Source organism: Bdellovibrionales bacterium (assembly GCA_018266295.1).
GTDB lineage: Bacteria > Bdellovibrionota > Bdellovibrionia > Bdellovibrionales > Bdellovibrionaceae > JACMRP01.
This window is the reverse complement of the sequence record JAFEAQ010000011.1, coordinates 420,001-436,074: the sequence shown is the minus strand read 5'-3', so window position 1 is coordinate 436,074 and position 16,074 is coordinate 420,001. Positions and strand designations below refer to the sequence as shown.

Annotated in this window: 13 protein-coding genes; 5 read left to right on the top strand and 8 right to left on the bottom strand. The window is 48.9% G+C overall.

What is annotated here, in order from left to right:
- Positions 1-59 precede the first annotated feature (59 nt).
- A complete protein-coding gene (locus JSU04_10830; protein MBS1970795.1) occupies positions 60-635 on the top strand; it encodes a hypothetical protein in 576 nt (191 codons plus the stop codon).
- A gap of 20 nt (positions 636-655) precedes the next feature.
- Positions 656-1,039, top strand: a complete 384-nt coding sequence (locus JSU04_10825; protein MBS1970794.1) for a hypothetical protein — start codon at positions 656-658, stop codon at positions 1,037-1,039.
- Between the two features lie 27 nt (positions 1,040-1,066).
- On the opposite strand, the gene JSU04_10820 is transcribed toward JSU04_10825, so the two are convergent.
- Genes JSU04_10820 through lnt form a run of 3 tightly spaced genes read right to left on the bottom strand, consistent with a single transcriptional unit; the run spans position 1,067 to position 5,682 of the window.
- A complete protein-coding gene (locus tag JSU04_10820; GenBank protein MBS1970793.1) occupies positions 1,067-1,774 on the bottom strand; it encodes a hypothetical protein in 708 nt (235 codons plus the stop codon).
- Complete coding sequence (locus JSU04_10815) at positions 1,767-4,094, bottom strand: Smr/MutS family protein (GenBank protein MBS1970792.1); 2,328 nt, start codon at positions 4,092-4,094, stop codon at positions 1,767-1,769. The genes JSU04_10820 and JSU04_10815 overlap by 8 nt, the downstream gene beginning before the upstream one ends.
- Positions 4,072-5,682: an apolipoprotein N-acyltransferase gene (gene lnt, locus JSU04_10810; protein ID MBS1970791.1), complete on the bottom strand. Its 1,611-nt coding sequence runs from the start codon at positions 5,680-5,682 to the stop codon at positions 4,072-4,074. Before lnt ends, JSU04_10815 begins: the two co-directional genes overlap by 23 nt.
- Positions 5,683-5,722: 40 nt before the next feature.
- Between lnt and JSU04_10805 the strand changes: the two genes are divergently transcribed.
- Positions 5,723-6,583 carry a hypothetical protein gene (locus JSU04_10805; GenBank protein ID MBS1970790.1) on the top strand — a complete coding sequence of 287 codons (861 nt, stop codon included), beginning with the start codon at positions 5,723-5,725 and terminating at the stop codon, positions 6,581-6,583.
- A gap of 153 nt (positions 6,584-6,736) precedes the next feature.
- Positions 6,737-7,606: an endonuclease gene (locus JSU04_10800; protein MBS1970789.1), complete on the top strand. Its 870-nt coding sequence runs from the start codon at positions 6,737-6,739 to the stop codon at positions 7,604-7,606.
- Positions 7,607-7,747: 141 nt separating this feature from the next.
- On the opposite strand, the gene JSU04_10795 is transcribed toward JSU04_10800, so the two are convergent.
- The 5 genes from JSU04_10795 to clpS form a co-directional block, all read right to left on the bottom strand.
- On the bottom strand, positions 7,748-9,109 hold the full coding sequence (locus tag JSU04_10795; protein MBS1970788.1) for a S8 family serine peptidase: 1,362 nt from the start codon (positions 9,107-9,109) through the stop codon (positions 7,748-7,750).
- A 125-nt stretch (positions 9,110-9,234) separates the two neighbouring features.
- Positions 9,235-11,349, bottom strand: a complete 2,115-nt coding sequence (locus JSU04_10790) for a transglycosylase SLT domain-containing protein (GenBank protein MBS1970787.1) — start codon at positions 11,347-11,349, stop codon at positions 9,235-9,237.
- Positions 11,350-11,411: 62 nt separating this feature from the next.
- Positions 11,412-12,311, bottom strand: coding sequence for a protease HtpX (htpX, locus tag JSU04_10785; protein ID MBS1970786.1), 900 nt, complete (start codon positions 12,309-12,311; stop codon positions 11,412-11,414).
- A gap of 90 nt (positions 12,312-12,401) precedes the next feature.
- A complete protein-coding gene (gene clpA / locus JSU04_10780) occupies positions 12,402-14,744 on the bottom strand; it encodes an ATP-dependent Clp protease ATP-binding subunit ClpA (GenBank protein MBS1970785.1) in 2,343 nt (780 codons plus the stop codon).
- Between the two features lie 42 nt (positions 14,745-14,786).
- Positions 14,787-15,146: an ATP-dependent Clp protease adapter ClpS gene (clpS, locus tag JSU04_10775; protein ID MBS1970784.1), complete on the bottom strand. Its 360-nt coding sequence runs from the start codon at positions 15,144-15,146 to the stop codon at positions 14,787-14,789.
- Positions 15,147-15,491: 345 nt separating this feature from the next.
- Here clpS and JSU04_10770 point away from each other — a divergent pair, with 345 nt between their 5' ends.
- Positions 15,492-16,064 (top strand): prepilin-type N-terminal cleavage/methylation domain-containing protein, encoded by a 573-nt coding sequence (locus JSU04_10770; protein MBS1970783.1) that lies wholly within the window; start codon positions 15,492-15,494, stop codon positions 16,062-16,064.
- Positions 16,065-16,074 lie beyond the last annotated feature (10 nt).

The following is a 16,074-nucleotide window of genomic DNA, read 5'->3' as shown; positions in this document are numbered from 1 at the left end:
CACTTTTTGTTGAAACGATTTCCGGTGCTGATTCGTCTTTATATTAGAGGTTGATGCTTATGTCAGACAAACAAGGGCGAGAACACGGACGAGAAGACTCTCAGGACCAAAAGGCGCTTCATGAGCTCTTTGCAAGAGTTCAGAAGGCTCCTCTTGAGCCTTCGCCGTATTTAAAGACCCGAGTGCTAGCACACTGGCGTGAGAGACGCACTCCGAAGGGGCTGCTTTTTTGGAAGTGGCTCTCAGGTATTTCTCTGGCCGGCGTTTTGACCTTGAGCTTTGTGAGCTATCAGTTGCTTCAGCAAAAGAAAAGCGATGGTCTGACTCAACAAGCTTATGTGATTCACATTGATTTCAACCAAAGCGATAAAGAAATGGTGGCTCAAGCGGAAGTCGAACTTCCAGAGCACGTTCACTTTGTGTCTTCAAATAAAGAGATTCGTGAAGAGCGTAAACTCACTTTGCCGGTCAGCGTGAAAGCTCTCGGACGTGGCAAGCTGCCGTTTGTGGTTTCCTCGGATATTTCTGGTGAGAAAAGTATTCGCGTGCGCCTCTTGAATGAGAAAAATGAAGTGGTTCGTGAGCAGGTACTGAAGCTCACGTTTGCGAAGCAAGGAAACTCAGTCGTTTTCTAGAAGTGGCTATGGGAGAAGTTATGAGAAAAATTCTGATAAAAAATCTGATACCTACATTCGTAGCTCTTTTCTTAAGTTCTGTGTCTATGGCCCAGACGCTGGTACCTGCGACTTCAGAAGATCTCAGTGAATTTGACAGTCAGATTAATCAGGCCCATAAGAGTTCAACGGATTCGCAATTTGGCGCGAAGATTTCTGAGGAAGCACGCAACTTGCAAAACTCGACGGCTCAGAAGAAAAAAGCTCGTAAAGGGGCCCTCGATCCCAGAGATCAAGCAGAGAGAGCATCTCTGGGCGCTGGCGGAAATTCCGGCAATAGCGATAAAGATGCGAAAGTCTCGTCACCCAAGAATAGCGATCGCGGCAATTCTGCCAATGCTCCTGGACACAATAAAAATAAATAATCAACTGCACAGCGGAAATGTCTGTTCTTAGTAGCGGTAAAAATAACCTAGCAGCATCTGCGTGCCTGACATGTTGGTTTTTAAATCTGAATAGTTGCGTTCGACCTCGGAGTCGACATAGCAACGAGTAATCCCTGGAATATCGCCACTATTGACGCAATTGCCTCCCGTGGAAGTATTGCGAGGGATTGAGAGATTGCGTACGTTGAGCTCGAGATTAAAGCAATGGCGGTCACTCACACAAGTGTCAGCGCCGACACCGGCGAGAACTCCCAATCCGTTGCCGCTGAAATTAAGAGTTTTATTGCTGATGTCGATTTCGCCGCGAAGTTCTCCGTAGCCAACGCCCCCTTGAATGAACAAGTTCATGCCCGGCAAATCGGTTACGTGCATTCGTACAATCGGAAAAATCGTTGTGCCGCTGAGTTTGTAAAGGATGCTGCCGTTGTGCGCTGACTGCTCAAAGTAAGACGGGCGGAGGATCAAGGTCAGATTTGAGTACTGAATGAGCGTTGTCCATTGGGCGTAAAATTCCCACGCGTGTCCCAGATTAGGGACGCCAGCTCCTATGTTGTTGGCATCGTCGATCGCGCTATTCATGTCCAGCTGCTTGTTGTTGACGTAGATGAAACCCGCCCCCAGTGACATGCTGTCAGAGTATTTTTGCACTGTCGCTGCAGTGGCGTGACTAGCAAAAACAAAAATCAAAAGGCAAAGACTCGGAAATCTAATCAAGGCTGAGCTCCACCCATGTAATGCCGTCTCCGCCAGAATCCGGACCCCCGGCTTTCCACTTTTTCACGTAGATGCTACGGGAAAGATAGGTTCGCACGGCTTTTTTCAGGGCCTCGGTGCCGTGACCATGGATGATTTTCAAGCGGTCTTCGCGGGTCTGAACGGCTTTATCCAGAGCCACTTCGAGCTCCTCGATCGCGTCTTCAGAAGTTTTTCCGCGCAAATCTAGGACCGTCTCATCTTCGTTCAAAGCCACCGTGAAAGAGGAACTCTTGCGCACTAACTGCGCCGTCGGATTCTGCGGTTTTCCCGGAGAGCGCAGCTCTTGCCAAGGCAGCTGCAGACGAATTGAGTTCGAGAGGATCATCACTTCGCCTTTTGAGTTCGGCGCACTTTGCACGATTCCGTCCTGATTGAGAGACGGCACAAATACTTTTGATCCCGTCGGATAGCGTTTGGCAAAGTCTTCAACACTCTCAATGCCGCCGGTGTTGATCGGTTTTGCTTTGACGATCTCAGGCAAATTGTACTTGATATCCTGCAGGTTGCGGTGCCGCTCGAAAATATCGCCGGCTTTCGCAAGGCCGATGGCCTCGTCGACTTTCTTTTCGGCTTTTTTGAGAGTCTTTGCGAGCTGGTCTTCTTTTTCTTTATTAAACTGTGCCAGCAAGGTTTCGTACTTGTTTTTAGTGGCAGTGGCCTTTTTCGTTTCGCTGCGCAGATGTTCTTGTAAAATCGCGATGTCGGCTTTGAGCTGTTCAATCTGTTCAAGACCTTGTAGGCGCGCACGAGTTGTCGGTGACAGCACTTCAATGGCGCGTTCGACGATCTCTTTGCTCACGCCCACGCGCTTTGCCGTTTGAATCGCGAGCGAATCGCCGGGAATGCCGGACAAGAACTGATATGTCGGGCGGCCGGATTTAGGATCGTACTCAAGACTTCCATTTAAAACGTGATCTTGATCGGTCCAGCCGGCCTTCAAAGGTCCTAAGTGCGAAGTAATAACGGCATAGACATTATTTTTAGAAAACGTTTCGATAAAGCTGCGAGCAAGGGCGCTGCCTTCTTCCGGATCTGTCGATCCGCAGATCTCATCGATCAAGATGAGGTGGTTTGCGCCCTGCATTTGCGCGGCTTTGGTGAGGATCTTTAAGTGAGCCGCAAAAGTACTGAGCTCTTCATCGACGCTTTGAGCATCGCCGATGCCGATCAGAATATCTTTAAAGAACGGCACTTTGGAGCTTTCGCTGGCACAGATCGGAAGGCCACAGCGGGCCATCTGTGCGGCGAGGCCAATGCCTTTGAGGAGAACTGTCTTACCGCCGGCGTTCGGGCCAGATAGAAGGAGGATCGATTTTTTCTGATTGAGAATCACCGTATTAGCGACAACGTTTTTGCCAGAGAGTTGCAAAAGCGGGTGGCGAACATCGACGAGTTCAAAACCTTCGGTGGTGAATTCAATCGGTGAGCCTTTGATCATGCTGGTCAATTGCGCCTGCGCTAAGCGGATGTCGGACTCTTCAAGCAAGGTAAAAGTATTCTGAAAGTCTTCGGCTTTGGCTGAAAGATAATGTGAAAGTTCGACGAGGAGTCTTTCGATCTCGTCTTCGATCTCGACTTCGATCTGGCGAAGACGGTTGTTCATCGGAATGACTTTTTCAGGTTCAATGAAAACAGTTTGCTTTGTTTGTGAAGAGCCGTGAATCACGCCGGGCACATAGTGTTGCATGCCGCCGCGGACCGGAAGAACCCAGCGTCCTTCGCGAGTGGTGACGTACTTATCCTGAAGATTGTTTTCCATTTGGTGATCTTTCACCAAGCGGTCCAGATTTGTTTGCACATCCCGCGCAAGACGTTCTTTCTCGCGGAAAAGATTGTACAGCTTTTCGCTCGCATCAGAGCGGATCTCTCCCCCCGGAGTCAAGATCTGGTCGATCGCGGAGAGGGGCTCTTCAGCCTCCATCAAGCTTTCGCGGATGCGGCTGCCCCACATATTGTCGAGTGGCGAAAGAGCTTCTTTCAAGGCGAGGGCTTCTAGACAGAAGCTGCGAACGTCTTTGATCTCGAGTGTTTTGAGTGTGGCGCGTTTTTTAAGGCGCGGAAACCATGTCGCAAACAGATCCAAGCTCTGCATATAAGGGCGCACCCCTTCAGCAAGAACAGCGCCGGCATCAAAGATTTCCTGAAAGCTCTTCTGGGCCTCGTCCGGGGTTGCAAGTGGTTTGATCTCCAAAATTTTATTTTTGGCAGATTCACTCGTGGCATAGCCACGGATCTTTTCTAAAATTTCTATCCAATCAAGAGCGATGAGGTCTTGCATCGATAACACCTTTAGCGATAACGGCCAATAAGCCTAGTAAAATCAAAATCCAATCATAGTGTCCCCAAAGAACAAAGTCCGTTGTTGGGGCATTTTTCTTCATCTCGACGTCAAAGCTGCCAAACCACTCCGTGTGCAATGGTGACTGTTGTAAGACAGTTCCATTCGCAAGAATCACCGTGCTAATGCCGGTATTCGTAGAACGAATCAACGGGCGGCGCACTTCGATTGCGCGAGCTAATGTCATTTCCATATGCTGGTGCGGTTCAAAGGGACGGCCGAACCAAGAATCATTGGTGACGTTGGCAAGAATGTCGGCCTGCTTCTCAGCGAGGCCACGAGTGAATTCAGGGTACAGTCCTTCATAGCAAATCTGGCCACCGATTTTAATATCCCCTTCAGGATGAGGGTAAACCAAAATCTCTGGCCCATGACCACGGCCGAAGTTGGAAATGAACGGCAACAACTTGAGCAAAAACGGAAAGCGCTCGCTGAACGGCAAGTACTCGCCAAACGCCAGCAAGTTGGTTTTGTTGTATGGCTGGCCAATCACGTGTGCATTTGAGTCCACCAAGAAAAGAGAATTGTAAGTCAGGCGCGGTGAGCGTTCGCCCGGAGCATCTTTGCCATAGGCTCCTGTCAGCAACGTTTTTCCAAGCGGCGTGAGGCCAGATCCTAAAAGACGGGGAATGCGGGAATTGGTGTTATAGGCGTTGAGGTAATCCGGAAAAGCGGTTTCCGGCCACACGATCAGCTCCGTATTGGGAGTGGCTGCAACTGCCTGACGGGTTAGGTTCAGGAACTTCGTAACGATTTCGTCCTGGAAGCCTTGGCCTTTTTCAGCGACGACTTTTTCGAGGTCACCGATATTTGCTTGGATGATCGAGACATTGAACTTGCGATCAAACTCATTCCAGCGCTCGCCATGGAAGTGGCCGCTGATATTAAATACAGCCAAGAAAAGGGCCAAGAGGACTCCGTGTTTTTGCAAAGTTCCGCGCTGTTCACGGTGCAACCAGATCCAGGCAACCCAAGCATTCAACAAAAGAATAATTGTTGAGAGGCCCTCAAAGCCAATCACGTCGGCCCAATTATAGGCCGGGATATTTGCGGCGAGCAGGGTATAACCTAAATTCCATTGAAAAATGCTCGGCCATACTCGCTCAGCCAGCGACAAAAGAAGCGCACACGCCAGGAGGGATTTTCCCGCACTCCAAGAGTATTTTTCCTTGAGGTACGCCACTAGAGCGGTTGTCACTGGAATGTAGAGATGCATAAAGGCCGCGAAAATCGTCAGTACGAAAATCGCGAAAGGCCACGGGAAGCCGCCGAATTGTTTGGTTACGTAGGCGATCCAATGAAAACCGATCAGAGTAAGAACGAATTGAGTCCACCAGCCGGCGGCGAAACCTTGTTTCCAATTTTTTCCGCTCCGAAAAACGAAAACCCAGAGGGGAGCGTAACAAAAAAGGAGCGCCCACGGAGGGAACGGAATGTAACTGGTGCCTATCAACACGCCGGCGATGAATGGCCATAAATAATTTCGTAGAGAATAGTTCTTGAAAAACGCGAGAATCTTACCCATCATAGACTTTGTAACACTAAGGAATGAATAGGAGAAGCTCGGATTGAGCGAACTATCGACTGAAAAACAGCTTGGAAAATTCAGAGTGCGCTGCCCGAATTGCAGCAAACTCTACGAAGTCAGTGAGGGCGACATCCAAAGTCACACTCCTCAGTTTGACTGCATTTCCTGCTCAAGCCGCTTTTCATTCGCTTATCCTGTGACAAATCCTATGTCGGTAGCGACCTATCTAGTGCAGGCATCTCCTGAGATGGAGGAAGCACGCACGTTCCAGCAAGAGTTGGAGGCTCAATCATTTGCAGCCTTGCAACAAGAAATCGAAGACTCTGCTGAAAAGACAAGCACTCAAGCTTGCCCGAAGTGTGGCGCTATCAATGAAAAGAAAAACTCTGAATGCTATTCTTGCCATGTGATTTTCGCGCGTCTCGAGCAATTGCCTCTGGATCCGACATTGAAAGCGCAGCCAAGTTTGGTGCGTAAGTGGAAGAACCTCATCATGAACTTCGATAACTTGAGTTTGCATGATGATTTTCTGAAGAGCTGCCATCAACTGGATGCTCTGCGCTTTGCGATCTTAAAATACGAAGAATTAAAGAGTGCTCAGGGCGGCTCTGATGATGTCTGTGAGCGAATGATCTTTAAGGCCCATGGTTTGTTGCAAGTAACGCTTACCAGCAAAGCTGATGGCGACTTACGCTTTGCGCAAAAGCCGACGGTGCCACGAAAGAAATGGCACAAGTATGTTTTGTGGGGACCGCTGAGTCTTTCGCTTTTAATGATCCTTACGGGCTACTTCAGTTTAAGTCTCCGCAATCTCGTGGGAGCCGGAGTAGCCGTGGCGTTGCTGACGTTCGGACTTATTCTTTTTTGGAAAGGGAGAATCTCTCTTTCCGACTTCTATTAAAAAAATTTAATCCAAAATCATTTCCATGATTTTTCCCTAACGGAATTCTAACAAAGAATTTCGAGCGTTCTTAATTGACTTCGTTATTACCGAAACGCAATAGTTCCGCCCAGAGGCTGTAAACATCACCCCCAACAGAAATGGCGGACCCGAATGAAGACAAACTTCATTAAGACAGTGATCCTTTTTTCAATGTTCTTTTCAGGCGTTGTTCATGCAGCGGCTCTGACAGAAAAGATTCCTTATTATGGTGAAGAGTTCTATAGCGAACTCGGCGCTGGCGTAACTGATAAAAGTTTGCTGATGCGTTTGAAAGTCATCTTGAAGGTTTATCACAATCCACATAAAGACGGTCTCGATACATTGGGCACCTCTTGTGAAGAGAGTGGCTGTTACCAGCACACGGCTTTCGGATACAACAACGCTCGCAAGTTTCTTTTCGGTAGCTTTTATCTGATTCCTGATACAGGCAGCGGATACGGAGTGAAGGACGTCTACTGCGATCACAATGCGACACCTGAAGAGTTCAGCAATGGTGGACGCCCAGGGCCGGGAGTGATTCCTGACAGCACCGTAATCAATGCGGAGCACACGTGGCCACAAAGTCGTTTCACCGGCAGATATCCTACAGATTTGCAAAAATCGGATCTTCATCACCTCTTCCCAACGGATTCTGAAATGAATTCCGTTCGCGGCAACAACTGGTTTGGTGAAGTCGTGAAGGATACAAAAACATTGAAGTGCAAAAATGTTCGCTTCGGTAAACCTGATGGCGGCGGCCAAGATGTTTTTGAGCCACCTCGTGAGCACCGCGGAAACGTGGCACGTGCATTGTTCTACTTCTCAACTCGTTACGATCTGCCGATTGATCCTCGCCTCGAAGCAGTTCTTCGCAAGTGGCACAAAGATGACCCTGTTGACGACGAAGAACGCGACCGCAACGAAAAGATCATGAAGCTTCAGGGTAACCGCAACCCATTCATCGACTACCCAGAACTCGTCGATAAAATCAACGACTTCTAAAAGGTACCAGGTCGCTTTTCAGAATTGACATCTTAGTTTCTCCGAAACTCGGACACTACAAATAGAAACCCCCGATAATCTCGGGGGTTTTTCTTTTCTAGTTTAATGTCAATTCCGAAAAGCGACCTGGTACCTTTAAAGCTACTGACTTGCTGGTGCCTGCTTTTCGCCGATGCGGCCCATTTTTTCCATGCTCTTAATGAGTGACTTTCCGAAGGTCGCCATCTCAGTCGCCGAATCCTTTTTAAGGTTCGGATCTTCGTGCGGAGTGTTTGCTTCGTCTTTGGCACGAACTGTGAACTCTTGATTGCTCGCGCTGCCTTTGTTCGCGGCCGCAACCCCTGTGAGTCCCAAGCCCTGATCGAGGATCGTCAGCGACTTGTAAAGATTCAGCTGACGGGAAGTACGCGTCTTTGCGCTGAGCGAAGCCATCGCATCACCGGTTGAAAGAATGTATTTCTTCACGTCGACAGCTTTATAAGCTTCACGTCGAGCCATCACCAAGGCCGCAGCGCCCGAAACGAAAGCCGTTGCTTGCGAAGTGCCTGTCATCATCCCGTAAGAACCACCCGGAAGCAGTGACAAGATGTTTTGGCCTGGAGCTGCGATATCCACAGTCTCAGTTCCGTAGTTGCTGGAAGAAAGAACTTCTGTGCTCGGGTCGATCGCCGTGACTGAGATGATATTTGAAAGACCATAGTCAGCAGGGTAGTAGCGGAATTGATCCGAGTTGGATCTTTCGTTACCCGCGGCTGCGACAAACAGAATTCCTTTTTTCTCGGCTTCGACAATCGCATCATGCTCTTCTTGGCTGAACTCAGTTCCGCCCCCAGAGTAGTTGATGATGTTCGCGCCCATTTTCACAGCGTACTTAATCGAAGCCACTGTGTTTTTTAAGTTGTCCGTGCCAGCGACTTTAGGATCGTAGTATTTCAAAATCATCAGGCTCACGTCTTGAGAGATCCCTCGGAAGCCTTTTCCGTTCACCGCATTCGCGCCAATGATGCCGGCGATATGAGTGCCGTGGCCATGGTTGTCCGTCAGATTATTGTTGTTAGAAACGAAGTTCCAGCCGTGAACGTCATCGATGAAGCCATTGCCGTCGTCATCGACTCCGTTGTTGGCTTTGTCGCGGCCTTTTGAGTCTTTGCCGGTTTCACCAGGGTTCATCCAGAGATTTGCTGAAAGGTTCTCATGCTTGACGTCGGCGCCCGTATCGATGACGGCAACGACAACGCTCTTGCTGCCTTTAGAGACCGACCATGCGCGAGCTGCATCGGCTTTCTTAAGGCCCCATGCTTGAGCAATGGCAGGGTCATTGAACAAGGCACTTTGTTCATCATCGACACTTTCAGTTTTTGAAGTGATCTTGGACTCCTCAAAACGGCCGCTGGCTTTTTTGACGGAGTTCGTAGAACGGGAAGAGGCTTCCCCACTGAGATGTTGGTAAGTCCCGAAAGCACCGATGAAAACTACAAAGATGCCGCCAACAAGGAATATCATTTTCTGAGAGCGCATGAGGTTTCCTCCACCGTATAATTATCGGATTTCCGAGGGCGCTCTTAAACTTTCTTGGCTTTTCTTCTCAAATTGAGACACCGAATTTCGGTGCCTCTGCGGGCCTTGGTCTAGTTCTTCACGAGCTTGAGCCACTCCTCCGGGAATGGCACGGGTGCATCCTGGCCTAGACGCTTATAGAACACGAAATTACGCATAACGAGCTTAATATAGGCACGGGTCTCGTCGTAGGGGACCTCTTCGATGAACTCAAGGGAGTCATCACGGAAGCGAGTCTTGAGCCAGCCACGGATCGCACTGCCGCTGGCATTGTAAGCGGACACTGCAAGGATGTATTGCTGGTCATATTTCGACAGCAAATTCTTCAGCTCACGCGCCCCGAGGGGGACGTTCACTTCCGGGTCAAAAAGGTCATCCGGCTCTTTGTATGAGACCTTCGCATTTTTGCTGAGCTCTTTTCCAAGGCTTGGCAAAAGCTGCATCAAACCGAAGGCATCCACAGGGCTGCGGGCGCGTGGATTAAACGCAGATTCTTGACGGATGATCGAGAACACAAATTCCGGCGCGATCTGCTCGGTGCCGGCTGCCTGCTGGATAATGTCTTTGTAGTTACGCGGGAAAAGAAGTTCAGGATGTTTCTGAATCATCTTTTCTTTTACTCCACTTGGCAGATTGTTGTAGGCGGCAAAAAGCGGCAGATAAAGGTTGGCGCGTGCATAGCTTGTTAGAACAACAAGCCATGTGTCTTCATCCGCGCGGCCTTTTTGGCGAAGCTCTTGCGCCAGCTGGTCGATGACTTTTTCTGAGAACGTATTTTCACCGACTGCCATCAGCCATTCAGCCTGCATCGCTGATGTTGGGCTCAGTTCCTTTAAGCTTGTCAGAGAGTAAGAGAAGTCTTTCTCATTGCTCTTCATCGGATTGTAAGTCTGGCCGAGTTCACGCACGGCGAGCATGCCGTAGTAACCGATTTGGTCGTCTTTAACGAGCTGCTGTAAAAGCGCTTTTGCTTCTTCCGACTTGTTGTTGTTCTTTAAAGCGCGAGCCGCCCAGAACGTGCTTCGAGTCTTATCGGAATTGTCCTTGGCTTTTTTCGCGTATTCTTGAAGCTTCGTAGCCGCTTCGTCGTATTGCTTCATTTTGTAAAGCACCCAGGGGTGCAGCCACTGAACGCGTTCGCGGATGCTAGAACTTGAAAGCGGCTCTTTAAGACTTGCTTCGTAGTAGTCAGCGGCTTTTTGTAAGTCGCCTTTTTCCTCTGCCATGCGACCGAGAACAAAGTAGATCTCGTCTAGCGAATGCTGACCCTTGAGCTGTCTTTGAGCTTCAGTGAGGTATTTCAGTGCTAGGCTTACGCGGTCTTCAGTCCACAGCGTGCGCGCAAGCAGAACATAGCTTTCATGCAGGCGCTTGATATTTTGTGGATCCTTTTTATTTTCTTTAAAATCAGCCTTCGTTGCGTTCACGAGTTGCGTGGTCGCATCGATATAGGCATTTTTATTTTGCGCGACCTTATAGGTCATGCGGATGTTCTTGAGCGCTTGGAATTTATCATCCGTCGAAGCTTGTGGATCTTTCAGGATCTTGCGGTAGATTGCAAGAGCCTTTTCAAATTCGCGGCGCTGGCGATAATCCATGGCTGCCGCTGGAAGTTCTTTGAAAGTCAGATCCGGCTTTAAACGCGGCGATGATTTATAGAGCTGAGCTTGAACGGCTTTGATTTCTTCTTCTGATTTTAAGTCTTGAGCGATCTTGAGTGCATCGAGAAGGTATTGCTCTTTCTTTTTGGCAATCACTTCTTGGCGGGCACTTTCTTTCAGTGCCTCGATGTCATCGAGCTTGTCGTCTGTTTTGCGTGCCTGCTTCAAATTCACATCGGCAAGAACGTCCTGGCTCCATTTGTAGTTGCTTTTATAAAGCTCTGGATCCAGCTTCGCGAGGTCTTTGGTATCAGCGCACGTTTGATGAGCGCGCAGTAATGCCAAATCGCGGAGTGGAAAGTGAGCTTCTTTAGAAAGGGCCGTAAACTGAGGGCAAGAGACCTCCGGATTTTTATCGAGATTCAAAAGTCCAATGCGATATTTCTTCCACCATGTTTGATTGTCGTCAGTGGTTTTCAGGGCCTCGAGTTCTTTTTGGTTATGATCACGGTTTTGGACGATGAAGTCATAACTTGGAGGCATAGAAGAAGGGGTGACCTTCGTGTCTGCACCTGTATGGTTCACAGACGTTGTGGTACACCCCAAAAAAGCGGTTACAAAAATGGCTGAAGAAATTGCCTTGCGCATTAGCCCACGCGACCTCTCTCAAGAGCGTTGATACGGTCTTGAAGAGCCGGGTGAGTCATGAACAAGTCAGCGATGCTGCCTTTTTTCTCACGGCCTGAGATTTTCAAACTCGCGTAAGCATCATCGGTTGATGGCGGAGCTTCATGCAGGCTTTGCAAGCGCTGCAAGGCCGCGATCATGTTGCCTGATGATGAGATCTTAGCGCTGCCGGCGTCAGCACGGTACTCACGTTTGCGCGAGTAGAAGTTCACGACGATGGAACCTAGCAATGTGAAAGCGATATCGCCGAGGATCGTACACGCAAAGTAAACAATGTTGCGGAACTTTTCATCGACGTTACTGGCAAGAACGTTTGCCAAAATACGCGAGAAGAACATCGCAAACGCATTCACCACACCTTGAATCAAAGTCATCGTCACCATGTCGCCATTAGCAATATGCGAAACTTCGTGGCCGAGAACGCCTTCAACTTCTTTGTCGTTCATGCGTTGAAGAAGACCGGTTGAAACCGCCACGAGCGAATTGCTCTTGCTCGGGCCGGTTGCGAACGCATTGACGTCATAAGACTCGTAAATGCCGACTTCAGGCATTTTAGGAAGTTTCGCACGGCGAGCGAGCTCGTGAACTTTTTCAACAAGGGCACGAAGCTCCGGCTGGTTGGTATTTGGGTCAATCACTTGAACGCCATGGAAAGACTTCGCGGCGAACTTAGACATAAGCAAAGAAATAAAGGCGCCGCCCATACCCCAAACCAAGCAAAACGCCAGCATTGTGGGAAGGTACTGATTAAATCCGGCAAGTCCGAGGAAATGACTGATGATCGTCCATGCGATACCAATCGTCACCATCACAAGAACGTTAGTCAGAATGAAGTAGCCGAAACGTTTGAAAAATTGCATGTTGCAAACTCCTTAGGGGGCTGAACCTTGGTGGCGCGGTCACGCGCCACGTTCACCCCTAAGGTTAATTTGGCATCTCTCTAAATTATGTCAAGTCGTGACGGTCTCTTTGGGCTTTTTAGAGTTATTGCCGCTCTGAGTGGTACTAAATTGGAACCGCAATACGCCGCCTCCAACGGAGCCGTCCACCTCGACGCTGACGCGGCCGCCATCGACCAAACGACCAAATAATAACTCATCGACAAGTGGTTTCTTGAGGTGTTCATCCACAGTCCTAGCTAGAGGACGAGCCCCGTAAACTTTGTCGTAGCCTTTTTTCATAAGCCATTTCAAAACTTCTGGTGTAGCCTGCAGATCGACTTTTTTCTCGGCCAAAGTCATTTTCAGTTCATCAACAAACTTACCAACAACTTTGAGAATGATGTCCTCTGACAAGTCACGGAAGCTCACCACAGCATCCAAGCGGTTGATAAACTCCGGCGAGAAGGCTTTCTTGATGGCTTCCATGCTTTGAGAGCTGCGGCTGTCTTCAACGATACCAATCGAACCGCGAGCGACTTCTAAAGCACCGGCGTTGCTCGTCATCACAAGGATCACATTCTTAAAGTCCGCAACGCGGCCATGGGAATCAGTCATGCGACCCGCATCCATGACTTGCAAGAGCGCGTTTGTAATATCCGGATGAGCTTTTTCTAATTCATCCAACAACAAAACAGAATACGGATGTTTATTCACGGCTTCCGTTAACAAGCCACCTTCTTCGTAACCCACATATCCCGGAGGTGCACCCACGAGACGAGCGACGGCGTGCTTCTCCATATACTCACTCATATCAAAGCGATGGAAGTGAATACCGAGAATAGCTGCGAGTTGTTTACAAACTTCAGTCTTACCCACACCGGTAGGGCCCGTAAAGAGGTAACTGCCGATAGGTTTGTTGGGACGGGCCAGGCCGCTGCGTGAAAGCTTGATGCTTGTCACGAGGCGATCGATGGCTTCGTCTTGACCGTAAATAAGCGCCTTGAGTTTTTTGTCCAAATCGCGAAGCTGCATTTTTTCGTTGGAAGAAATGCTCGCGATCGGAAGGCCCGTCATTTTCGCGATCACTTCTTCGACTTCAGGAATGCCGATCACAACTTTGTCCTCACCTAAATGGCGTAGACGGAAGTAGGCACCGGCTTCATCCATCACATCAATGGCTTTATCCGGAAGCAGTTTTCCGTGAATGTGTTTAATCGAAAGATCAACTGCTGCCTTGAGCGCCTCGTCGGTGAACACCACGTTGTGGAATTCCTCGTAGGATTTACGAAGGCCTTTCAGGATTGCGACGCAATCTGAAGGAGTCGGTTCATTCACATCAATGCGCTGGAAACGGCGGTTGAGCGCGCGGTCTTTTTCGAAGTACTGTCGATACTCACTATGAGTGGTTGAACCAATACAGCTGATATCGCCACTGGCCAGTGCCGGTTTCAAAAGATTCGAAGCATCGAGCGATCCACCGCTGGTCGCGCCGGCGCCAACGATGTTATGGATTTCATCGATAAAGAGAATGGCGTTCGGGTGCTTTTCGATTTCCTTGATGACTGCTTTCAAGCGCCCTTCAAAATCACCGCGGAACTTCGTGCCCGCAAGCAAGGTGCCAATGTCGAGAGAGTAAATGATCGCCGTTTTTAATTTCTCAGGCACTTCACCTTGAACGATCTTCGCGGCAAGGCCTTCGGCAATCGCCGTTTTACCAACACCGGGTTCACCAATGAGCAGCGGATTGTTCTTCGTGCGGCGAGAAAGGATCTGTACGCAGCGCTCGATAACATCTTCGCGTCCAACGAGCGGGTCGATTTTACCTTTCTTCGCTTTTTCGTTCAAATTTGTGCAAAAACTTTCGAGCGGAGAACTCTTGCTTTCATCCATCGGCTGACCGTCGATATCCATGCGCGGAGCCGGCGAGGAAGAGTTTTCTTCGTCGGTACCGCTGACGTCTTTGGCCACTCCGTGAGAGAGGTAATTGATCACATCGAATTGGCTGAGGCCCTGTTGAGCCAAAGCAAAGACAGCATGGGAGTCCTGCTCATAGAACAGGGCGACGAGCAAACTGCCTTCATTGATTTGATTTCGTCCAGAGCTTTTGACCTGAATGGCTGCGCGCTGAATGAGGCGGTGGCAGGCGAGGGTGAACTCGGGATTCCAGCTGTCGTAGCCACCGTAAGAGTCTAGTTGCTCCTGGGTGATGCGCGGAACTGTTTTCTTGAGATACGCTTTGAGATCGGCTTTGAGTTTCTGGACGTTCACTCCGCAGGCCTGCAGAATTTCGACCATGAATGGGGATTCGGTGAGTGCGAGCAGGATATGTTCCAGAGTGACAAACTCATGGTAAGCCTGCTTGGCAATTTCAGTGGCAACTGAGAGGCGACGTTCAAGTTCTCGTGTCATCATAACCTATTCCTCCTGATACACAACCGCCTGGGGCGGCTGAAGTCATTCTTCCTCTAGCGTGCTTTTGAGCGGATGCTCGTTCATCTGCGAATACTGATTTACTTGCATGACTTTCATTTCGGCGACTTCCAGAGTGAATACTCCGGCAATGCCGGAACCTTTTTTGTGGACGTCGAGCATGATCTTGTTCGCTTCTTCTTCAGCCTTCCCAAAAAAACGGCGTAGTACGAGGACCACAAAATCCATCGGTGTATAATCATCATTCAATAAAAGCACTTTGTACATTTTCGGCGTCTCTACACGAGGGACCGTTTGAACAGAAGTTTCTCCATCAGTAGAGACGTAGGGCTTCGGACTGTTATCACTGACAAGAGTTCCATTCCCTACTAGTTTGTTTTGCATCGTCGACCCCTTAGTCGTTTTTCTCAAGTTTCCCTCTGGATTTTCAAGTGCTTCCATGGGGAAAAGGTATCGCCAGGTAAATATGTGTCTTCAAGGGCTAAAGTCCAGGTGGGTGTTTTCTTTCTGAGTTTTCACTCCAGTGGTGTCCAAGTGGACACACCCAACAATCTTAAGATTATTATAAAATGAATGTCTTGTTTTGAGAAGCAATCTTGCTTTGATAAGGTCTTTTTGGCACCATTTTAAAGTGACACATATTTAGCGTTTAACAAAATCTTTATAACTGACGATAAGTATGGGTCTTCAAAATACGAAATTAAAAACAGAACCATTTGGAGGTCTCTAATGAAGTACGTACGTAATAACCAAGCGGGTTTCTCGCTTGTAGAGCTCATGGTCGTAGTCGCGATCATCGGTATCTTGGCATCTTTAGCAATCCCGTCAATCGGCAAATACATGGCGAAGGCGCGCCAATCTGAGGCGAAAACTCAGTTGTCGTCTCTGTATACTGCAGAGAAGGCGTTCTTTGCGGAGTATACGGCGTATCACTCTATGTTTGGTGCAGTAGGATATTCTCCTGAAGGTCGTCTTCGTTATAATGTCGGTTTCAATACTGTAACGTCTCAAGCTACGGCAGCCAATGGTTATAATACGGCTCCAACGACAGCGCCAGGAAATGCTATTTCAACTTCAGCGTATTGTGGTGCTGCGGGTGCAATGGCCAATAACTGCTCTACTCTAAATGGTGCTACTAATACGGCTCCCGCGGCAATTTCTGCGGTGACTGGTATGGCAGCTATGACTACGAATACTTTTGTTGCTGGAGCGACCGCAGTAGTGCACCAATCTGGTGGTAACGACGACTGGACAATCAATGAACAAAAACTATTATTGAATACACGTATCGGTATTCCTTAGTTTAGTCGAG

Excerpts from the sequence above, each read along its gene's own strand:
- JSU04_10830 (MBS1970795.1), top strand. The coding sequence starts at position 60 with ATGTCAGACAAACAAGGGCGAGAACACGGACGAGAAGACTCTCAGGAC.
- JSU04_10825 (MBS1970794.1), top strand. The coding sequence starts at position 656 with ATGAGAAAAATTCTGATAAAAAATCTGATACCTACATTCGTAGCTCTT.
- JSU04_10815 (MBS1970792.1), bottom strand. The coding sequence starts at position 4,094 with ATGCAAGACCTCATCGCTCTTGATTGGATAGAAATTTTAGAAAAGATC.
- lnt (MBS1970791.1), bottom strand. The coding sequence starts at position 5,682 with ATGATGGGTAAGATTCTCGCGTTTTTCAAGAACTATTCTCTACGAAAT.
- JSU04_10800 (MBS1970789.1), top strand. The coding sequence starts at position 6,737 with ATGAAGACAAACTTCATTAAGACAGTGATCCTTTTTTCAATGTTCTTT.
- JSU04_10795 (MBS1970788.1), bottom strand. The coding sequence starts at position 9,109 with ATGATATTCCTTGTTGGCGGCATCTTTGTAGTTTTCATCGGTGCTTTC.
- htpX (MBS1970786.1), bottom strand. The coding sequence starts at position 12,311 with ATGCAATTTTTCAAACGTTTCGGCTACTTCATTCTGACTAACGTTCTT.
- clpA (MBS1970785.1), bottom strand. The coding sequence starts at position 14,744 with ATGATGACACGAGAACTTGAACGTCGCCTCTCAGTTGCCACTGAAATT.
- clpS (MBS1970784.1), bottom strand. The coding sequence starts at position 15,146 with ATGCAAAACAAACTAGTAGGGAATGGAACTCTTGTCAGTGATAACAGT.
- JSU04_10770 (MBS1970783.1), top strand. The coding sequence starts at position 15,492 with ATGAAGTACGTACGTAATAACCAAGCGGGTTTCTCGCTTGTAGAGCTC.